The sequence below is a fragment of the Paenibacillus sp. FSL R5-0766 genome (assembly GCF_037971845.1).
Taxonomy (GTDB): Bacteria; Bacillota; Bacilli; order Paenibacillales; family Paenibacillaceae; genus Paenibacillus.
The window spans coordinates 1,693,675-1,710,555 of the sequence record NZ_CP150227.1 but is presented as its reverse complement, the minus strand read 5'-3'; the positions used below and the strand labels follow the sequence as shown (position 1 = coordinate 1,710,555).

Below are 16,881 nucleotides of genomic sequence, written 5' to 3'. Positions count from 1 at the left end.
TTTCTTTCAGAAAGCTTTTAGCTCCGCTTCTTCACGTTATTTCTGTCCTCTACGTTCTCATGTAAATACTTCGTTCAACTTCTATAGAAATCCCGATACATTATATTTTTTAGAAAATAAGAACCGTTTGGTGCCTTACGCGGTCTAATACTCAACATATCCATGAAAGGAGGAGCCATGTGACCCCTACTCAGCTCACCATAGCCGCAAAAAAAGGGGATGCCGAGGCTTTTGCAGCCTTAATGGAATTACATCAGAGCCAACTGTACCGTATCGCCTATGCCTACCTGCATAACGAAGGTGATGCGCTCGAAGCGATTCAGGAATCAACGTTCAGGGCCTTCCATAAACTCAAAAAATTAAAAGAGCCCTCCTACTTTGGCACTTGGCTCATCCGCATACTGCTCAACTACTGCGCGGACGAACGCAAACGTAAAAGTCGGCTCAGTCCCGTCACCGAGATTATTGAATCCAGCAGTTGGGATCGTCCTGCGGACCCCGATCTTGCTGCCGCCGTATCCACTCTTGACCGGGATTGCAAACAGATTATTATTCTAAGTTATTTCGAAGGTTTCTCCTTAACTGAAGTTGCCGATATTCTCGAAATCCCGACCGGAACCGTAAAATCTCGATTACATCGGGCGCTCGGACAGCTCCGTGATCAACTTGAAACGAAGGGAGATGTATCCTCATGACGGATGAACAAAACTCATTCGACACATTGGAAGAACGTCTGAATGCTCGAAAGACGGAGTACGAAACAATGCCTGTGCCCGATTCCGCCGCCTATCAGGCTGTGCAGTCCGGAATCCGCCAGGCTGCCCGTAAGCGAAAGTCCCGGCTGCGCTGGTACATGAGTTCCATCTCGGCAGCGGCCTTCATCCTGCTGTTTACCGGATGTATCCGTGTCTCTCCCGCTTTTGCATCCTTCGTGGAGCAATTGCCCGGTATGGAAGGCATTGTGAGTATGATTCGCCAGGACAAAGGATTAATGATGGCCATCGATAAGTCCCTCTTACAGCAGGTCGGTGTCACCGACGAGCATGATGGTACTTCCTTGACCGTTGATGGCATTATCACAGACGAGTCACGTATGGTTATTTTTTACACGATGAAAGGCATGAAAGATCCCGAGAAATTCAACTATGATATTGATCTGCTCGATGAGAACGGTAAAGATCTTCCAGTTGCGTTTACTCACGCTTATCCAACACCTTCACCAGACGAGAATGTGAATGAGAATATGATAGACGTGATCTTCACGGATGGAACCTCTCCTCCTGAAGAGCTGAGCGTCGTGTTTAAGGCCAGAGATACAACGCGTGCAGAAAAGTGGAAAATAACGTTCCCGGTAGACAAGAATCTTACCAAAGGCATGAAAAAAGTTATTCCCGTCAATCAGACGTTAACGGTGGATGGGCAGCGTATTGATGTGAAACAGGCTACTCTGTATCCAACCCGTCTTGTACTTGATGTGAATTTTGATCCAAAGAATACCAAAAAGGTATTTGGGCTCAGCGATCTTCAACTGGTCGACGAACAAGGTCGCGCGTGGAGAACAGATACCTCGACAGGTGGAGATGAACGCTCCATTTACTTCGAAAGCATGTACTTCTCCATACCGAAAAAGCTGACCTTGCAGGGATCTGGCTTCTCGGGATTGGATAAAAAGGATCTGGATCTTTCCCTTGATCTGAAGTCACGCCAGATTACAGGTGGCCCTCCTGGATTGAAGATGCTTGGTAGCAAGGTTGAAGGCAAGAATCTAATTATCGACTTTTCTGTTGCTGATAGTATGAACGGCGGGTACGTTCTGGCTTTCAATAATGTTACGGACAGTGCAGGGAAATCATATGAAGTTCCTGGCTCCAGTTGGAGTAGCGGAGAGGGAACGGATGACAGTCATACGATCGTTTCCTCTACTGTCGAAAATGGAGCCAAGATGCAGGGGAAAATCCAAATGCACATTTCCACCTATCCAATGAAAGTGAAGTCCCCATTCTCGTTGGATATTCCTGTGAATCCTTAATCTAAACTCAACAAGCTTTCAATAATCGGATTAATCTATATAATGGAAATATTCATGAAAATGAGCAATGTTCACAGGAAAGGGTGGTTCCACAATGAATAATCGTTCTATCCGTTATCCGCAACCACTCGCGCAAGGAGACATGATCGGTGTGGCAGCCCCCTCCAGCGGTGTAGGCGAATCCCTATACCATTATCTTGAGGAGAGCAAACGCAATATGGAGCGCCTTGGTTTTGGCGTGATGGAAAGCCCATCGCTCCGCCACAACACCAAATGTGTCAGTGCCTCCAAAGAGGAACGCGCCGAAGAGATGAATGCATTTTTCCGCAAGCCAAATATTCAAGCGATTATCCCTCCATGGGGTGGGGAATTCCTCATGGATATCCTTCCCCTGCTGGATTGGGAAGCTTTAAAAACATTGCCGCCCAAATGGGTCATGGGATATTCGGATATCAGTACGTTCCTGTTCGCTTATACCCTGATCACCGGAACAGCATCCACACATGGCACCAATTATGTTGATCTAAGATCAAATACCCTCGACCCCGTGACTGCGCGCTGGATTGATGTGTTACAGACCAAATACGGCGGACAGATCACACAATCGTCTTCCACACATTATCAATCGGCATGGAAACCCGATCTACCTGGATTCAATCTGGATACACCTTCCCTCTGGAAACAGCTCGGCCACTCGGAAGATGCAGATACCGCTGTGTCGTTCTCCGGTCGGCTGATCGGCGGTTGTATGGATACGATCACTTGTCTGATTGGTACGCCGTATGCACCCGTCCAATCGTATTTGGATCAGTATTGTGCTGAAGAAGGAACGATCTGGTACCTAGAGAGCTGTGAGATGAACGCGGGGGATATCTACCGTCATCTGTGGCAGATGAAACAGGCTGGCTGGTTTGCAGGTGTAAAAGGCTTCATGTTCGGCCGACCTGCGGGTTATTCCGATACAGCCGATTTCAATTTTACCGATGCCCTATCCTCTGCACTTGGGGATCTGGATGTCCCTGTACTGTACGATGTGGATCTCGGCCATGTTCCACCCCAGCTCACCTTTGTGAATGGAGCATTAGGCAAAGTCGCTTATGAAAATGGATGCGGGAGCCTCGAGATGGCGTTTGTGTAATCACCTTTTATAGGCAGATGCATACCTTGAAGTAAGAACTTATTTTGAGGAAGGGTTGTGCATCATGTCTGAATCCACATCCACGCCATCCACACGTGTCGTGTATCAAGCCAATCAACCGATGCTTCAATCCGTGCAAAGTGTACGGAATATGCTTCATCATACAGCCCGGCAACATATAGGCAAGAAGGTACACGTCCAGAATATCGATGGGCAAGTGTGGGAAGGTGTCATCATCAGTGCAGACCGGGGAATTTTGTATCTCCAGGTTACCCCGATGCACGGATATCCTGAACCGCGCGCCTTGTTTGGACCAACGATTTTGCCTCTTGTGCTGTATGAATTGTTGGTTATCACTCTGTTGATGTAGTGGTATTGTACTTCTATATCCAAACCTGTTCCAAGAAGCTTCGCTCCTGAGATCTTCAAGTCTTGGGAACGAAGCTTTTTTATCGTCTTGGCGATGGTGCGGTATGATTCCTTGCGAGCGTGTGAAATATGATACAATGGTGTCGCAGCACCCCATATCTCATATGAAACGGAGCTTGATCCGGTTGGAATACATACGTCATGATTCATCACCCGTATCACAAGCCGAGACGGGGATGATTGGCAACAACCCTACTGAACAATCCCGCGTGATTGCAATCTGTCTGCTCGCAGGCAAAATCATGCTGCAAAGCGGTGGTGAAACCTACCGTGTGGAAGATACGATGAAACGTATGGCGGCTGCGCTGGGTCTACCCCATTCGCACAGTTACGTTGTTCCGACAGGCATCTTTTTCTCTGTTGATGCAACCGAACCCGCCAAGCTGATTCGCATCTCCGAACGTACGACAGATTTGGACAAGGTGTCTGAGGTGAATGCGGTCTCCCGTCGCATCGGACAAGGTGAGCTTTCCGCTCAGGAAGCTCATGATCTGTTGGTACAGATCGAAGGCAAGCCCTCCTCCTATTCAACGGCTGTGCAGCTTACGGCCGCAGCGTTATCCAGTGGTTGTTTTACCATTATGTTTGGCGGGGGCTGGAGCGACTTTCTTCCGGCGCTAATCTGCGGAGGCATAGGCTACGCTGCCGTTATTGCCTTTCACCGATTGGTGCGGGTCAAATTCTTTGCCGAGCTTACGGCATCCTTTGTTATTGGCTTACTCGCTTTTCTCCTGATCTATATGGGAGTCGGTCATGAACGGGACAAAATCATCATTGGTTCGGTTATGCCGTTGGTTCCGGGTCTGCTGATTACCAATGCTGTACGCGACCTGATGGCCGGACACCTGGTCTCCGGATTATCCAAGGGAGCCGAGGCATTTCTGACTGCTTTTGCCATAGGTACAGGCATTGCAGTTGTATTTTCACTTTTTATGTAAGACGGAGGAATGCAGGATATGCTCCATTTTATTGAACAAGCCTTAACCAGTTTTGTCGCTTCAGCCGCGTTTGGAATCATCTTCAACGCACCACGGCGCATGCTGCTCCACGGTGGATTTGTCGGCATGATCGGCTGGATTATCTATATCGTGCTTGAATATGCAGCAGATGCGGTGCCTGCTACACTTGCAGCGACCATAGCCGTAGGTGTCATCAGCCAGGTATTCTCTCGCATGTTTCGCGCACCCGTTATCATCTTCAGCGTCGCAGGCATCATTCCTCTGGTTCCTGGTGGACTCGCGTATAATGCGATGCGAAGTTTTGTGCAAAATGACTACAGTGCCGCTATGGAGATGGCAGCCAAAGCACTCATGTTATCCGGCGCTATTGCCGTAGGCCTGGTGCTCTCCGAGGTATTAAACCAGATGATACGCCGAATTCCTGCCTCACTGCGGACCAAATCATCATCGAAATGATTATTCTTTTCATATATTCAACACACGTAAGGCCCGTTAGCATACAGGATAAAATCTTGTTAACTACGGGCCTTACGTATCACTATCCTATAGAGCACTATAGTTCAGTGAGACAATCAAAGAAGTCTATTTACTTCACAAACGTATTTTTCACACGTACCGACTTTAGGAAATATGGAATGAAGATACAGCACGTCAGAAGCGATCGGATTGTTAAATTAAATGCTGATGTTGGATCGAGCACATGCTGCTCTCTTGGAACTTCGATTCGTGCGATCAAGATCCATGTCACAATTCCAATCAATACATTTGCAATGTACAGAATAATCATCATGCGCGGAAACTGTTTCTTTTTCTTATACAACAATACGAGATTCACGATAACAACTATTAGTAAAATGACGCTGCTTATAACCCCGAACCAAAGGAGCGGGCGTATCCCTTCAGTATAAAGTTCCGGATCGACACCACGAACACCCTCCCATCTTACCGGATCCAAAATGACATTTACCTGCGACATATCCGCGAACAGAAGCACCAGTGAGACCCATAGGCCAATTTGAATTAAAATGATCCAGCCGCCTAATCCGGAGATGCCAGGCCGTTCCGGTCTGATACCACTCTTAGGCTGCAGCGAGCTTGTATCCAGTTCCGAGTTCCTATATTTATAGTTCATTTCAGCCTCCTTTTACGATAGATAAGACACACATTATACATTAGAAGCTATTTTCTGTGTTTTCCAAGAGAAGGAAGGAAACGTATGGGCTATGGTCTCTCTCTTGCATTCTATTGGGTAGCACGTCTCATTACCGTCGCGAACAACTCCGCTGCAACACCACTTCCTGATCTCATATAATGTTTTACATCCGTATGATCAAATCCCATCCAGACCGCCGCAGTCCAGTTACTCGTATAGCCCACAAACCATAGATCCCGATTAGCCTCTCTTCCCACACCAGGTAATGCAGCCTGTGTTGTTCCCGTTTTCCCTGCTACCTTGTGCTGACCGAGTTGTGCCCGGCTTCCTGTTCCCTGACTGACTACATTTTGCAGCATTCTGGTCATGGCATTCGCCGTACTGGAGGAGATTACCTGCTTATTTTCCGACTTATGAGCAAATATTGTCCGTCCTTGTGAATCTGTAATCTTGCGTATCAGATGGGCTGTATTCAATTTCCCATGATTCGCAAACACCGTATAGGCCTGCGCCATCTTCATTGGCGACACTCCCTGATGCACACCTCCCAAGGCAATTGAGAGGTTTAGATCTTCTTTCCCCAGTTCAATACCGAGCCGCGCTGCAAATTGATGTGCATCGTTCAGTCCGGTCTCATGAAGCAGCCATACGGCTGGGGCATTGATGGACTTTTGCAAGGCTTGGGACATGGCAATTGAACCACTGTAACGCCCACCGAGATTGGAAGGTTGATAGCTGCCATATTGCATGCGTTTATCCGGTAGTATGCTCTCTGGCTTGAACTTCCCCGACTCCAACGCAGGGCCATATGCAATAATCGGTTTAAAAGAAGAGCCTGGCTGCCTTGCATCCATAATCGCCCGGTTGATGCCCCCTTTTAAAGGATTACGTCCACCCATCATTGCTTTCACTTCACCGTTGTGCTGGTCGATAATAACCATACTTGCCTGGACCTGCTCGTCTTGGCGATCATCGGGGAATCGGGTAGCGTCTGCAAATGTTTCTTCCATCGCCAGTTGTGCCTGTTCGTCTAGCCCAGTTTGAATAACCCAACCTGCCGATTGAATCTCTGCTTCACTTTTACCTGTGAGCCGAGAAGCCTCCTGAATCACAGCATCCACGGCAGACACATATGCGGGCTCGCTCAAGCCCGGTGAAGTTGCTGCATTTAATACGGTTTCAGGCGGCGTGAAATCGACGTCACGGGCTTGGAGCATCTGCTTTCGTGTAATTAGTCCCTGTTCATGCATGAGTCCAAGGATAACGGCACGTCTTTGTTTGGAAAGATCAGGATGATCTACTGGATTGTATATGGATGGACCTTTGGGCATTCCCGCCAATGTAGCAATCTGCCATAGTTTCAATTGGTGCATATCCTTAATTCCGAAATACCGCCAGGCTGCCGCTTTTACACCATACTGCTGGCGTCCCATGTAGATCTGATTCAGATACATTTCCAGAATTTCATCCTTGCTATACTTCTTCTCCAGGGCCATTGCAATCGATATCTCATTCACCTTTCGACTCAACGTTTTATCCCCATTCAAATACAGATTTCTTGCCAGTTGCTGCGTAATGGAGCTTCCTCCCTGACTCAGATTCATATGTAAGATGTCTTGCATAATGGCTCTGCCAAGTCCGATGAAATCCAGTCCATCATGGTTGTAGAAACGTCGATCTTCTGTAGCCAAAAAAGCCATCTTTAATAAATCTGGCATAGCGTTCAGTTCAGCATATTCGGAATACCCTTTGGTCTGCGTATGCAACCTCGAAATTTCGGTCCCCTCTGCATTCGTAATAATGGTTGAAGAGGCCACCTGCATGGCCTCTGGACGATTGCGAAGTATTCCTTCGCCATAAGTAATCAGATAGAGATAGAAAAGGGTCAATATCAAAACTACAACCACTGCGGCATCAAAAATATAATACATCCATCGCTTGCCCCTGTGCTTCAACATTCAGGCTCCTTGTGTACCCGTTCAATTGGAACTTCGTGTTCCTGTCTATCTCGTTGTGTAATCTCCAGAGCATGTTGAAGCAGCAATGTCTGTTCATACGCCAACTTGACCCAATGCTGAACTTCCACCTCGTCCTGGCACCGCCCTTGGATGATCTCATCCAGAGAAGATTGAATACCGTAAAGAGTAAGTTTTATCGGTAGGTCAACCTGTGTAGAAATAGTTTGAGTGTTCTCCTTGTCTTCTTCATTATGTTGCTGAAGTCCGGGTTGCTCATGCTTAGTAGACGCTCCCTGTATCTCTCTTCTCTCCTGTTTCCGTTCTGATCTGCTCAGCCCTTCCTCATGCAGGAGAAACGTAATTACATTCAGATTGGCAGCAATTTGTCGTAGTTCACCACCACTTAGAACATCAATTCTTCCAGGATTGTGGCCCAATGCAAGTTCGGCTGTTCCGCGTGCAAGTTGATTGAGATCTTCCGCAATCTTCTGGGATCGAATCCAGAAAAAGATCGCAAACACGGCTCCGCCAATGAAGATAAAGAGCGGCTTTGTTCCAATATGGTTGATTCCCCAGTTCATCATACGCGTTATCCATACTGCATCTGGAAGGACGTGATTGTGGGCAAACCGTAGCACGTGATAAACGACAAAAAGGAGCGCTGCGCTCAGTAACGCGCTTGCTCCTGCAATGTATATGTATCTTAGTCTTACAGTACTGAAATGAGACTTCATATTCGGTATCCTCCTCATACAATAATATGGTAATAGAGGTAGAATACCGAATATTTCTTAATGAGGAAGTAGTTAACTTCTTACCAAATTCTTAATTATTATTTCTCTGAGTAATTACTTGGTGGAGCAGCAGTTACAGGGAATCGGGTAACAAAATCCGTTCTGCCATTTTCACTGTAGGCAACGATACTTCCTCGATGTAATTCAATCATCGATTTGGCAATCGCTAGGCCGAGACCGGTACCTCCCGTATCGCGGGAACGGGACTTATCTACCCGATAGAATCGATCAAACAGATGTGGCAGATCTTGTGCCGGAATCAGTTCACCATAATTACTGATGCGGACTACAGCCTCTCTACCTTCAAGGGCCAGCCCAATCTCCATTAGTTTACCTTGCGAACCATACCGAATGGCATTGCTGAACAGATTCTCATACGCTCTTACAAGCTCTCCTGGAGCAGCCTGTATCCATAGTGGATCTTGCCCGCCGATGATCTTGTAGGTCATGCCAGCATCCTCCAGCATGGGAGCAAACTCTTCAGCCAGCTGCATCAGAAACGAATTCAGGTTCAATGCTTGCAGAGATAACGGAAGACTCCCGCCACTCACACGCGTATATTCGAACAAGTCATCGATTAACTTGCGAAGGGTCAAGGATTTCTCATAGGCAATGCTAACGTAATAGCGCATCTCAATCTCATCCTGGTACCGATCCTTCTCGATGTACTCCAGAAATCCCAGAATAGAAGTGAGTGGTGTTCTCAGATCATGTGATATCCCCGTAATCAGATCGTTTTTGGCAGCGACCGCATTACGCTCTTCCTGAAGCGATAACTGCAATTGTTCAGCCATCTGATTAATGCTTGTAGCAACCACTCCGAATTCATCCGAGGTCTTCACTTCGATGCGATGGGATAACTCTCCTTTGGCAACTTCCTGAATTCCCGCCGTAATTTCATCCAGAACCCGCATCACCTTGCGTGAGAACAGGAAAAAAAACAGCACAAAACTCAGCACGCCTACCACAATCATCAAAGGCACTGAACCGATATTATTCACCAACCACCTGATCCCTTGGGCTGGAATGGAATAATCCGGATACGTCTGAGCTTCCAGGATGTTCTGCCCCACCTGACTGCCCCCGTACAAAATAACTGCAGTTAATATGCCGCTCAGAAAAAATGCATAGATAAATTTCCATCGAACTGTATTAATCAGCTTTGAATTCATAGTAGGAACTCCCTGAATGTGTTCATGTTACACGACATCCTGTGAATGTACATGTTTATTGCGGTTTGATCATCTTATAACCAACACCCCATACGGTATGAATAAACTTGGGGTGTTTGCTGTCGAGTTCAATCTTCTCACGAATCTTGCGAATATGTACCATGACGGTATTATTCGACTCCATGAATTCTTCTTTCCAGACTTGACGATAGATCTGTTCCATACTAAGTACTGAACCTTGGTGACGAGCCAGTAATTCAAGAACTGCAAATTCACGCGGAGTCAGACGAACCGGCTGCTCATCCACCCAAACTTCATGTGTATCGGTATTAATGACCAGATCATCAATAACCCACTCGTGCTCTTTGTTCTCCCGACCTTCATTGAAGGTATGATACCTGCGCAGCTGAGATTTCGCCCGTGCGACAAGTTCAAGCGGGTTAAACGGTTTGGTTACATAATCATCAGCACCGATGCTTAGCCCTGTGATTTTATCCATATCCATGCTTTTGGCGGACAGCATAATAATCGGCATTTTCTGCTCTTCCCGAATTTTCATACAAGCTTCTATTCCGTCCATATTTGGCATCATGACATCCAGAATAATGAGATCAATCGACTCTCTTTTCAATTGTTCCAGCGCTTCAAGCCCATCATTCGCGGTGAGAATCCGATAACCCTCGTTGCCAAAATAAATTTCCATCAGTTTAATAATCTCCTGCTCATCATCGACAAGCAGAATGGTTGCTGGCTGTGCCACGGCATTATTCCTTTCCCCTCCATAATTCCTTACCTGTTCAAAGTATACCACCGAGGGATGAAACTGCGAAAATCATCGTGATCTTCACGGACTCGCTCGATCTTGGCCATCATCTCAAGCGTCTCTTCAGGCTTCACCTGCTGAATCCACACCACGGAAGACACCAGCGCCATAGCCGTATACAGTGAATACAGTCTCCAGAATAACTCATCCGGTTCATTGCCATCGAAATAGCCCTGAATCTGACCCATGGAATATGGAATACTGATCTCCGAAGCAAACAAACCCAGCTTCAAAAATTCATGAATGGGATCACCTTGATCATAACGATTAAAATCAATCACTCCTGCGAGATTATCCTGCTTAATGACAAGATTGCTCGGGTGGAAGTCATCATGCTGAAATCCATCAGGACGATTTTTCATCCAACCAAGATGGTCTGCAATAAACGTTAAAATAGCATGATCCTCTTTCATCACGATAGGACACTGTTTATAGCGCTCCACGTAACGTTGATGCTTCGTGCTCTTGCGTATGTACCATGATTCGATCTGTTCCTTCATCGGCAACTGATGAATCAGCTGTAGCTGCGCTCCTGCTTCGAAGCCAACCGCCCACTGCTGCTGTTCATTCAGCTGGGGTAGTCTCTCGGAAGCATCTTCACCTTCAATGTAGCTAAGAATCATATAACCGTACTTCTCATCCAATCTACCTATGCCCAACGTTGCTGGACACAGTACACCTAATTGTTGCATGCTCTGCAAACATTGATATTCCCTTTGCTTCATCCATTCCTCTGCAACATCATACACCCTCACCAGCACATGCCCTTGGCCAGGGACAAACATTTTGAATTTAACATCTGCTGAATACCCCTTCATAACAGGTTCAATCCGCGTGGCCTGACCAAGTTCAGGAATCTGTTTTAACCTGTCCATCAACGTATTGTCCATCGATGCATTCCATGTATCGTGTTGTTCCACGTCCCGAATCCTCCGTTATTTCAAGTATAGCGTGTAGTATCGTCGGTGTATTCCCACTTTAACCCATGATGTTTCCTATAACATGCTTATATGTATTCTATCCGTTTCTATTTGAAAAGTACTGATTCGGGTTCTTTGCCCGTTAGGGTCAGCATCGTATACAATTGTCCTCTGTGATGATATACATGCCCCATAATCTCAAGTAACCACTCCAGCCGACTATAGGAAGCTCCCCAGTACGAATCCGTCACATGTAATAACTCTTCCGTGTTAAACTGCCTGTACCGTTGGTATAGATACATCTGGTTATCAATCAGAGCCTGCTTGATCTCACCGAGCGAATGCACCTGATTCTCTGCATAGAATTGAGCCATCTCTTCCTCCGATGCACCTTCAGAAATATAAACATCCGCTCGGCAGATCACAGACAGATGGGCTAGTAATTCTCCAACAGGTCGTTTACCTTCAATTGGAGTCAAAGCCAAGTCTTCTTCCGACAGCTGATCACATATATCGATTAAAGATGTTACAGCCACGTCAATATGTTTGAACGCAGATTGAATCAACAGATACACTTCCTTTTTATCCCATTATACAGAACATATGATCGGTTATCAACCAAGATATCCCTCCCTAATTTATACCCCAAATCTATATAAATTGAACAAAACATTTACACAAAACGGAGAAGACAGAAAGGACCTGAAGAAGCGGAGCGTTCGCCTTTATCACCGGATTTCCCCTTTATAAGAGGAATCAAAAAAATCTGGGGATAACAGCGATCGGAAGGTTGTTCTGTCATCGGAGTGTGCAGTGTAAATATTCTTCAGTTCAATTTATGAAACAATCTACGAACAAAAAAGTCCTTCCTCCTTCATATAGACGGGATTCAGGACATTTTGTTGCCTATTTGTTTTCAAATCTTGGCTCAACTTGAGTATAACGAACAATACGTTTGCTCGAATCGTCCAGCCTCCAAGTCAGACTTGCGAATGAAAAATTGCATTTCCCCGCAATCCCACCATTGGAAACCAATAGCATCATGTGTATCTACCTTCAACAGCAGCAGCGTATCGGATAGTTCCTGCCATGTCCGTTCCTCATCACCGCCGTAATGCTTGGTCAGCTTCTTCTCACATTCCTGCTCATTATAATCGTACTCTTCTCCCAGTGCGATCTGTAACAAGGCACGATGCTCGGCATCCGGATGCTGCCCGTCAGGATATCCAAACATCCCACCCCAATTCAGCGTACTCGGATGATTCCAGCTCGACTCGAATTCAAGGTAGCGGTCATACAGACTCACTTCCGATTCGGCCTCATCCGTCTCAAGCCGAAGCGGCGAGAGCTCATTCAGCGCGTTGGCGTCAATATATGCATATGTAGGAAACTCAAGATTAGGCAGCACGGTCACTGAATGTGCAACAAACGGGGCTCCATCCAGCGCGGTATCACCTTCAGGCTCTCGCCTTATCAGGTTATGAGAACTCGGCTCAAAAATCACACGATGTTCAATGGGACAAGCAGATTCATCCTTGCCAACGAAAAAGTATAACATGCCACGTTCAGGCAAAGTCCCGCGCCCATCATTCGGCGTATACGGCGACAAGTCCACCAGGTTCAGTTGGGCCAGGAAAGTCATCGGGACTCCTTCTTGTGTTACGGGCCATTCCATGCGACTTGGCAAATCCGGATGTCCACCCACACGTGAGTTTCCTGTTCTGCGATATTCGTCCAGTGTGGATACATCGAGGCGAATTCCCCAGCGGCTTGAAGATAACAACAGATCTGCAGCGACTCCCAAACCATATTCCTCAAGTGTTTTACGGGCTTTTCTGGTCAGACGTTCACATTGTTCTGGCTTAATCATATAGATCCTCCCCTTTTGACAATACACCTATGCTGAGACATATTCAGGTTCACACCTGTATATTCTTCCGCCCGGACGTCTTTCCCTGCTTCTATATAAATTGAACTTAAGAATATTTTACACTTACCACTCCGATGACAGAACAACCTTCCGATCGCTGTTATCCCCAGAATTTTTTAGATTCACCTTTGCAAAGGTAAAAATCCGGGGATAAAGGCGAACTCTTCGCTTCTTCAGGTTCTTTCTGTCCTCTACGTTCTCGTGTAAATATGTAGTTCAATTTGTATAGAAAAAAGAGACTGACATCCCCTGTCAGTCTACTTCCTTAATTTTATATTCCATTTCAACGATTTGGATCAGAAGACTTTTCCTGGTAAGCACGCATATGCTCCTCACCATCCAGGAATTCATGGGCCTGATGGGCTGCCATCACACCATGATAGCTGATATCCAGACCCAAATCCTCCTCTTCTTCTGTCGAACGTACAGGCACAATTTTGCCAATCAACTTTAACCCGATCCAAGTCATGGCGAATCCCCAGATGACCAGGGCTGTAAGGCCAAGTGCTTGAACACCCAGCAACCTCCAGCCGCCGCCCATGAATAATCCACCATCCGTAGCGAATAGACCTACAGCAATCGTTCCCCACATGCCAGATGCAGCATGCACCGGGAACGCACCAACCGGATCATCAATCTGCCGACGGTCCAGCCAGTTGGTGGCAGCCATCATTAATAGACCGGATACTGCCCCAATGAATATCGCTGCTACATCACCAACAAAAGCACAGCCTGCCGTAATGCCGACGAGTCCCGCGAGTGAACCGTTAATGACCGATGGCGCATCTGAACGATTGAAGCGGAATAACGTATACAACAGCGTAACCGCACCACCCGAAGCCGCAGATAACATCGTGACAATCGCAATGTGACCAATTCTTACATCAGTCGCACTGAGTGTACTACCAGCATTGAAGCCAAACCAGCCAAACCATAACAGAAATGCACCTACAGATGCCAATGGCAGATTGCTCGGGAGTGCAATGGCACTTACCCCAAGTGGCGTGTATTTGCCTTTACGCGGGCCAATGATAATCGCAGCCGCCAGTGCCGAGAATCCGCCGAGTGCATGGATGACAGCCGAACCGGCAAAGTCCTGCATCCCCAGCTGACTAAGCCAGCCGCCGCCCCATGCCCAGTGTCCACCAATTGGATAGATAATCGCCGTCATCAATATGATATACAACAGATAGGCACGGAAATTGATCCGCTCGGCTACCGCTCCTGAAACGATGGAAATAACAGCAATGGTAAAGGCAGCCTGGAACAACCAGAATGTCTCCAGAGATACCGGTACGTTAAGGTGAGACAAATCCCCATTCAGGAAAAACCCCGTTACTCCCGCAAAACCACCCACGTCCGAACCATACATCAGTCCAAAACCGATAGCATAGAACAGTAACGTCCCAATCGTAATGTCAGCAAAAACCTTCATAATAATGTTCACACTATTTTTATAACGCACAAAGCCAGCCTCGAGCAGGGCGAATCCACCCTCCATCAATAAAATCATTGCTGCACTCAGTACGACCCAGACCGTATCAATCCCGGTGCTTAACGTCTCCAAAGTCATGTTTGTACATCCTCCGTTTCACTAAGCTGTCTGAGCTCACGGATTGTATCGGGCGCAAGCTCAATCTCGTCCCGCTCAATGCTGTCCGGATGCTTAATTCGTTCTGCGATCTGATCCAATTCACGTATGCGTCTGCGAATCTGTTCCATCTTGCGAAAACGTTCCTTCACCTGCACCATATACTCTACCGCCTGATGATGGGATGCGGGGCGTCCCGCAAACCATTTGCGTACAGGCGACAACGATTGATAAGCAACCTCTTCCGCTCGACGCTTTTGTTCGAACTGTTCGATCTTTTTCTTGAGCGTTTCGATCTCATTTTCTTTTTTGACCTTCAGCCGTTCGATAAGGTACAATAAATCGGACGATGATATTTGCAATGCTGTATGGTGATACACCTCGTCGATTACTAACATATCATGTCAGGACTCCTTACATATCAAGTTACTTGTACCGATTATAGTTTGCCGGGGCCTGCCCGTCAATCTTTTTTTGGACTTGGTATGGATGGAAATGAACCCGTTCATAGAGAACGGCTTTTTTTATTTGCCACAAATTACATCTAACAAGGCTAATCTTGCCTAGGTTCGCATTCACTCTTCCATTCTCAATGCTTATAGAATAAGCATCCACATTTGGGGTAATGAACATACACAGACTACCGGCATCATAGAACCCGTATATAAGGAGAGGATTGCACAATGTTTACTCGTAATGACGATATACGCAACCAAATCTGGGAAGCCGTCTCGGGACTCGAAGAAGAACAATTGAACCGCAAGCCTTCACCCGAACAGTGGAGTATTATGCAAGTACTACGTCATCTGAATCTGATGGAAAATGTCATTGGAAAACAAGCCCGCCTAGCCCTCGAGAAGGAACAGACGGTGTCTGTGGACAAAAAACCATATGAATTATCGTTGGATCGCAGCCGCTCCGTCGAGGCACCACCCCATCTTCAGCCTCCAGCAGCGCCTGAAGCACTCGCTGACGTACGCAGTGATCTGGACAAATCTCACCAAGCGTTAAATGACTTTGCATTGGATCATGATCCTGACCTGTTGCACAGCAAGTCCTTTCCTCATCCCGTGTTTGGTGAGATGGATCTTACCCAATGGATTGACTTTGCAAGTTATCATGAGGAACGTCATCTGGGACAGATCCAAGAGATTAAACAGCAGCTTGGCATGTAAACACAATCTATACTTACACATAGCCAAGAATATAGTTGTACGACAAAAAACCTCCAATCCTATGAATTTAGGTTGGAGGTTTTCAATGTTCTTTTCTACGAATAAGAACGCCACTTATATTTTTTTGCCCAAAATCGCCAGATCTCTATTCACACCATCCAGTACGGCAACTTCGGGATAATACCCCCATTGTTCAAAACCATGCTTGCGCAATAACCCCAGACTCGGTTCGTTATGCCCAAAGACAAATCCGAGAATGGTCGTAATCCCAAGTGCAGGACACGCCGCAAATACCGTTTCGAGCAAACGTCCGCCAGCCCCAATTCCGCGGCTTTGCTGATCGACGTATACACTAACTTCCACCGTTCCGTTATACGCAGGGCGTCCATAGAACGAGCTGAGACTTGCCCAAGCTACCACCTGTCCTGCTTGCTTCATCACCCAGAGTGGACGATGATCCGGTGAATGTTCCTCGAACCAAGGCAAACGTTGCTCCACCGTCACCGGCTCCAAATCCGCTGTTGCCATACGGCCCTCAATGGTAGAATTATAAATTTCCACAATCCTCGGCAAGTCCTCCAGGCGCGCATATTCAATCTGCACATCTTCCAGTTTCATCACTATTCCTCCATCATTCCAGATCGTTCTATTATCATAGAGGATATTATAATGGAAAATAGAAGCCTTCGTCATCCCTAACATTCTGACAGAGAAATCTGTAAATGTTTAAGTAAACATTTACACGACAACGGAGAGGACAGAACCAATCAGAAGAAGCGAAGCGTGCGCCTTTATCCCCGGATTTGCCCC

At 46.7% G+C, this 16,881-nt stretch carries 18 protein-coding genes; 7 read left to right on the top strand and 11 right to left on the bottom strand.

The window, feature by feature from the left end:
- The first annotated feature begins 179 nt into the window (after positions 1-179).
- The 6 genes from MKY66_RS07600 (at position 180) to MKY66_RS07575 (ending at position 5,011) form a co-directional block, all read left to right on the top strand.
- Complete coding sequence (locus tag MKY66_RS07600) at positions 180-695, top strand: sigma-70 family RNA polymerase sigma factor (RefSeq protein WP_076209408.1); 516 nt, start codon at positions 180-182, stop codon at positions 693-695.
- The gene (locus MKY66_RS07595) at positions 692-2,029 is read left to right on the top strand and encodes a DUF4179 domain-containing protein (RefSeq protein ID WP_076209409.1); all 1,338 of its coding nucleotides are present in this window, start codon (positions 692-694) and stop codon (positions 2,027-2,029) included. Before MKY66_RS07600 ends, MKY66_RS07595 begins: the two co-directional genes overlap by 4 nt.
- Before the next feature lie 94 nt (positions 2,030-2,123).
- Positions 2,124-3,167, top strand: coding sequence for a S66 peptidase family protein (locus MKY66_RS07590; protein ID WP_076209410.1), 1,044 nt, complete (start codon positions 2,124-2,126; stop codon positions 3,165-3,167).
- 64 nt (positions 3,168-3,231) lie between these two features.
- Positions 3,232-3,537, top strand: a complete 306-nt coding sequence (locus tag MKY66_RS07585; RefSeq protein ID WP_076209411.1) for a hypothetical protein — start codon at positions 3,232-3,234, stop codon at positions 3,535-3,537.
- Between the two features lie 235 nt (positions 3,538-3,772).
- On the top strand, positions 3,773-4,534 hold the full coding sequence (locus MKY66_RS07580) for a threonine/serine exporter family protein (RefSeq protein ID WP_076209536.1): 762 nt from the start codon (positions 3,773-3,775) through the stop codon (positions 4,532-4,534).
- Between the two features lie 18 nt (positions 4,535-4,552).
- Entirely contained in the window at positions 4,553-5,011 is a 459-nt protein-coding gene (locus tag MKY66_RS07575) for a threonine/serine exporter family protein (RefSeq protein ID WP_047842069.1), read from the top strand.
- Between the two features lie 130 nt (positions 5,012-5,141).
- Here MKY66_RS07575 and MKY66_RS07570 read toward each other — a convergent pair whose 3' ends face one another.
- The 10 genes from MKY66_RS07570 to MKY66_RS07525 all read right to left on the bottom strand — a co-directional run bounded on the left by MKY66_RS07570 (position 5,142) and on the right by MKY66_RS07525 (position 15,294).
- Positions 5,142-5,687, bottom strand: coding sequence for a DUF2569 domain-containing protein (locus MKY66_RS07570; RefSeq protein ID WP_076209412.1), 546 nt, complete (start codon positions 5,685-5,687; stop codon positions 5,142-5,144).
- Between the two features lie 110 nt (positions 5,688-5,797).
- Positions 5,798-7,666, bottom strand: a complete 1,869-nt coding sequence (locus MKY66_RS07565) for a PBP1A family penicillin-binding protein (RefSeq protein WP_076209413.1) — start codon at positions 7,664-7,666, stop codon at positions 5,798-5,800.
- Entirely contained in the window at positions 7,660-8,400 is a 741-nt protein-coding gene (locus MKY66_RS07560; RefSeq protein ID WP_076209414.1) for a hypothetical protein, read from the bottom strand. Before MKY66_RS07560 ends, MKY66_RS07565 begins: the two co-directional genes overlap by 7 nt.
- A 98-nt stretch (positions 8,401-8,498) precedes the next feature.
- Entirely contained in the window at positions 8,499-9,632 is a 1,134-nt protein-coding gene (locus MKY66_RS07555) for a HAMP domain-containing sensor histidine kinase (protein ID WP_076209415.1), read from the bottom strand.
- A 55-nt stretch (positions 9,633-9,687) separates the two neighbouring features.
- A complete protein-coding gene (locus MKY66_RS07550) occupies positions 9,688-10,392 on the bottom strand; it encodes a response regulator transcription factor (protein ID WP_076209416.1) in 705 nt (234 codons plus the stop codon).
- Positions 10,393-10,421: 29 nt separating this feature from the next.
- Positions 10,422-11,375 carry an aminoglycoside phosphotransferase family protein gene (locus MKY66_RS07545; RefSeq protein WP_083656938.1) on the bottom strand — a complete coding sequence of 318 codons (954 nt, stop codon included), beginning with the start codon at positions 11,373-11,375 and terminating at the stop codon, positions 10,422-10,424.
- 107 nt (positions 11,376-11,482) lie between these two features.
- The gene (locus tag MKY66_RS07540) at positions 11,483-11,950 is read right to left on the bottom strand and encodes a DinB family protein (RefSeq protein ID WP_244898302.1); all 468 of its coding nucleotides are present in this window, start codon (positions 11,948-11,950) and stop codon (positions 11,483-11,485) included.
- A 353-nt stretch (positions 11,951-12,303) separates the two neighbouring features.
- A complete protein-coding gene (locus MKY66_RS07535; RefSeq protein ID WP_076209417.1) occupies positions 12,304-13,245 on the bottom strand; it encodes a YwqG family protein in 942 nt (313 codons plus the stop codon).
- Positions 13,246-13,588: 343 nt separating this feature from the next.
- Complete coding sequence (locus MKY66_RS07530; RefSeq protein ID WP_076209418.1) at positions 13,589-14,878, bottom strand: ammonium transporter; 1,290 nt, start codon at positions 14,876-14,878, stop codon at positions 13,589-13,591.
- Complete coding sequence (locus MKY66_RS07525) at positions 14,875-15,294, bottom strand: hypothetical protein (protein WP_074094039.1); 420 nt, start codon at positions 15,292-15,294, stop codon at positions 14,875-14,877. The genes MKY66_RS07530 and MKY66_RS07525 overlap by 4 nt, the downstream gene beginning before the upstream one ends.
- A 285-nt stretch (positions 15,295-15,579) precedes the next feature.
- On the opposite strand from MKY66_RS07525, the gene MKY66_RS07520 reads away from it, so the two are divergent.
- Positions 15,580-16,071, top strand: a complete 492-nt coding sequence (locus MKY66_RS07520) for a DinB family protein (RefSeq protein WP_076209420.1) — start codon at positions 15,580-15,582, stop codon at positions 16,069-16,071.
- 114 nt (positions 16,072-16,185) lie between these two features.
- Here MKY66_RS07520 and MKY66_RS07515 read toward each other — a convergent pair whose 3' ends face one another.
- The gene (locus tag MKY66_RS07515) at positions 16,186-16,689 is read right to left on the bottom strand and encodes a GNAT family N-acetyltransferase (RefSeq protein ID WP_076209421.1); all 504 of its coding nucleotides are present in this window, start codon (positions 16,687-16,689) and stop codon (positions 16,186-16,188) included.
- Positions 16,690-16,881: the final 192 nt, after the last annotated feature.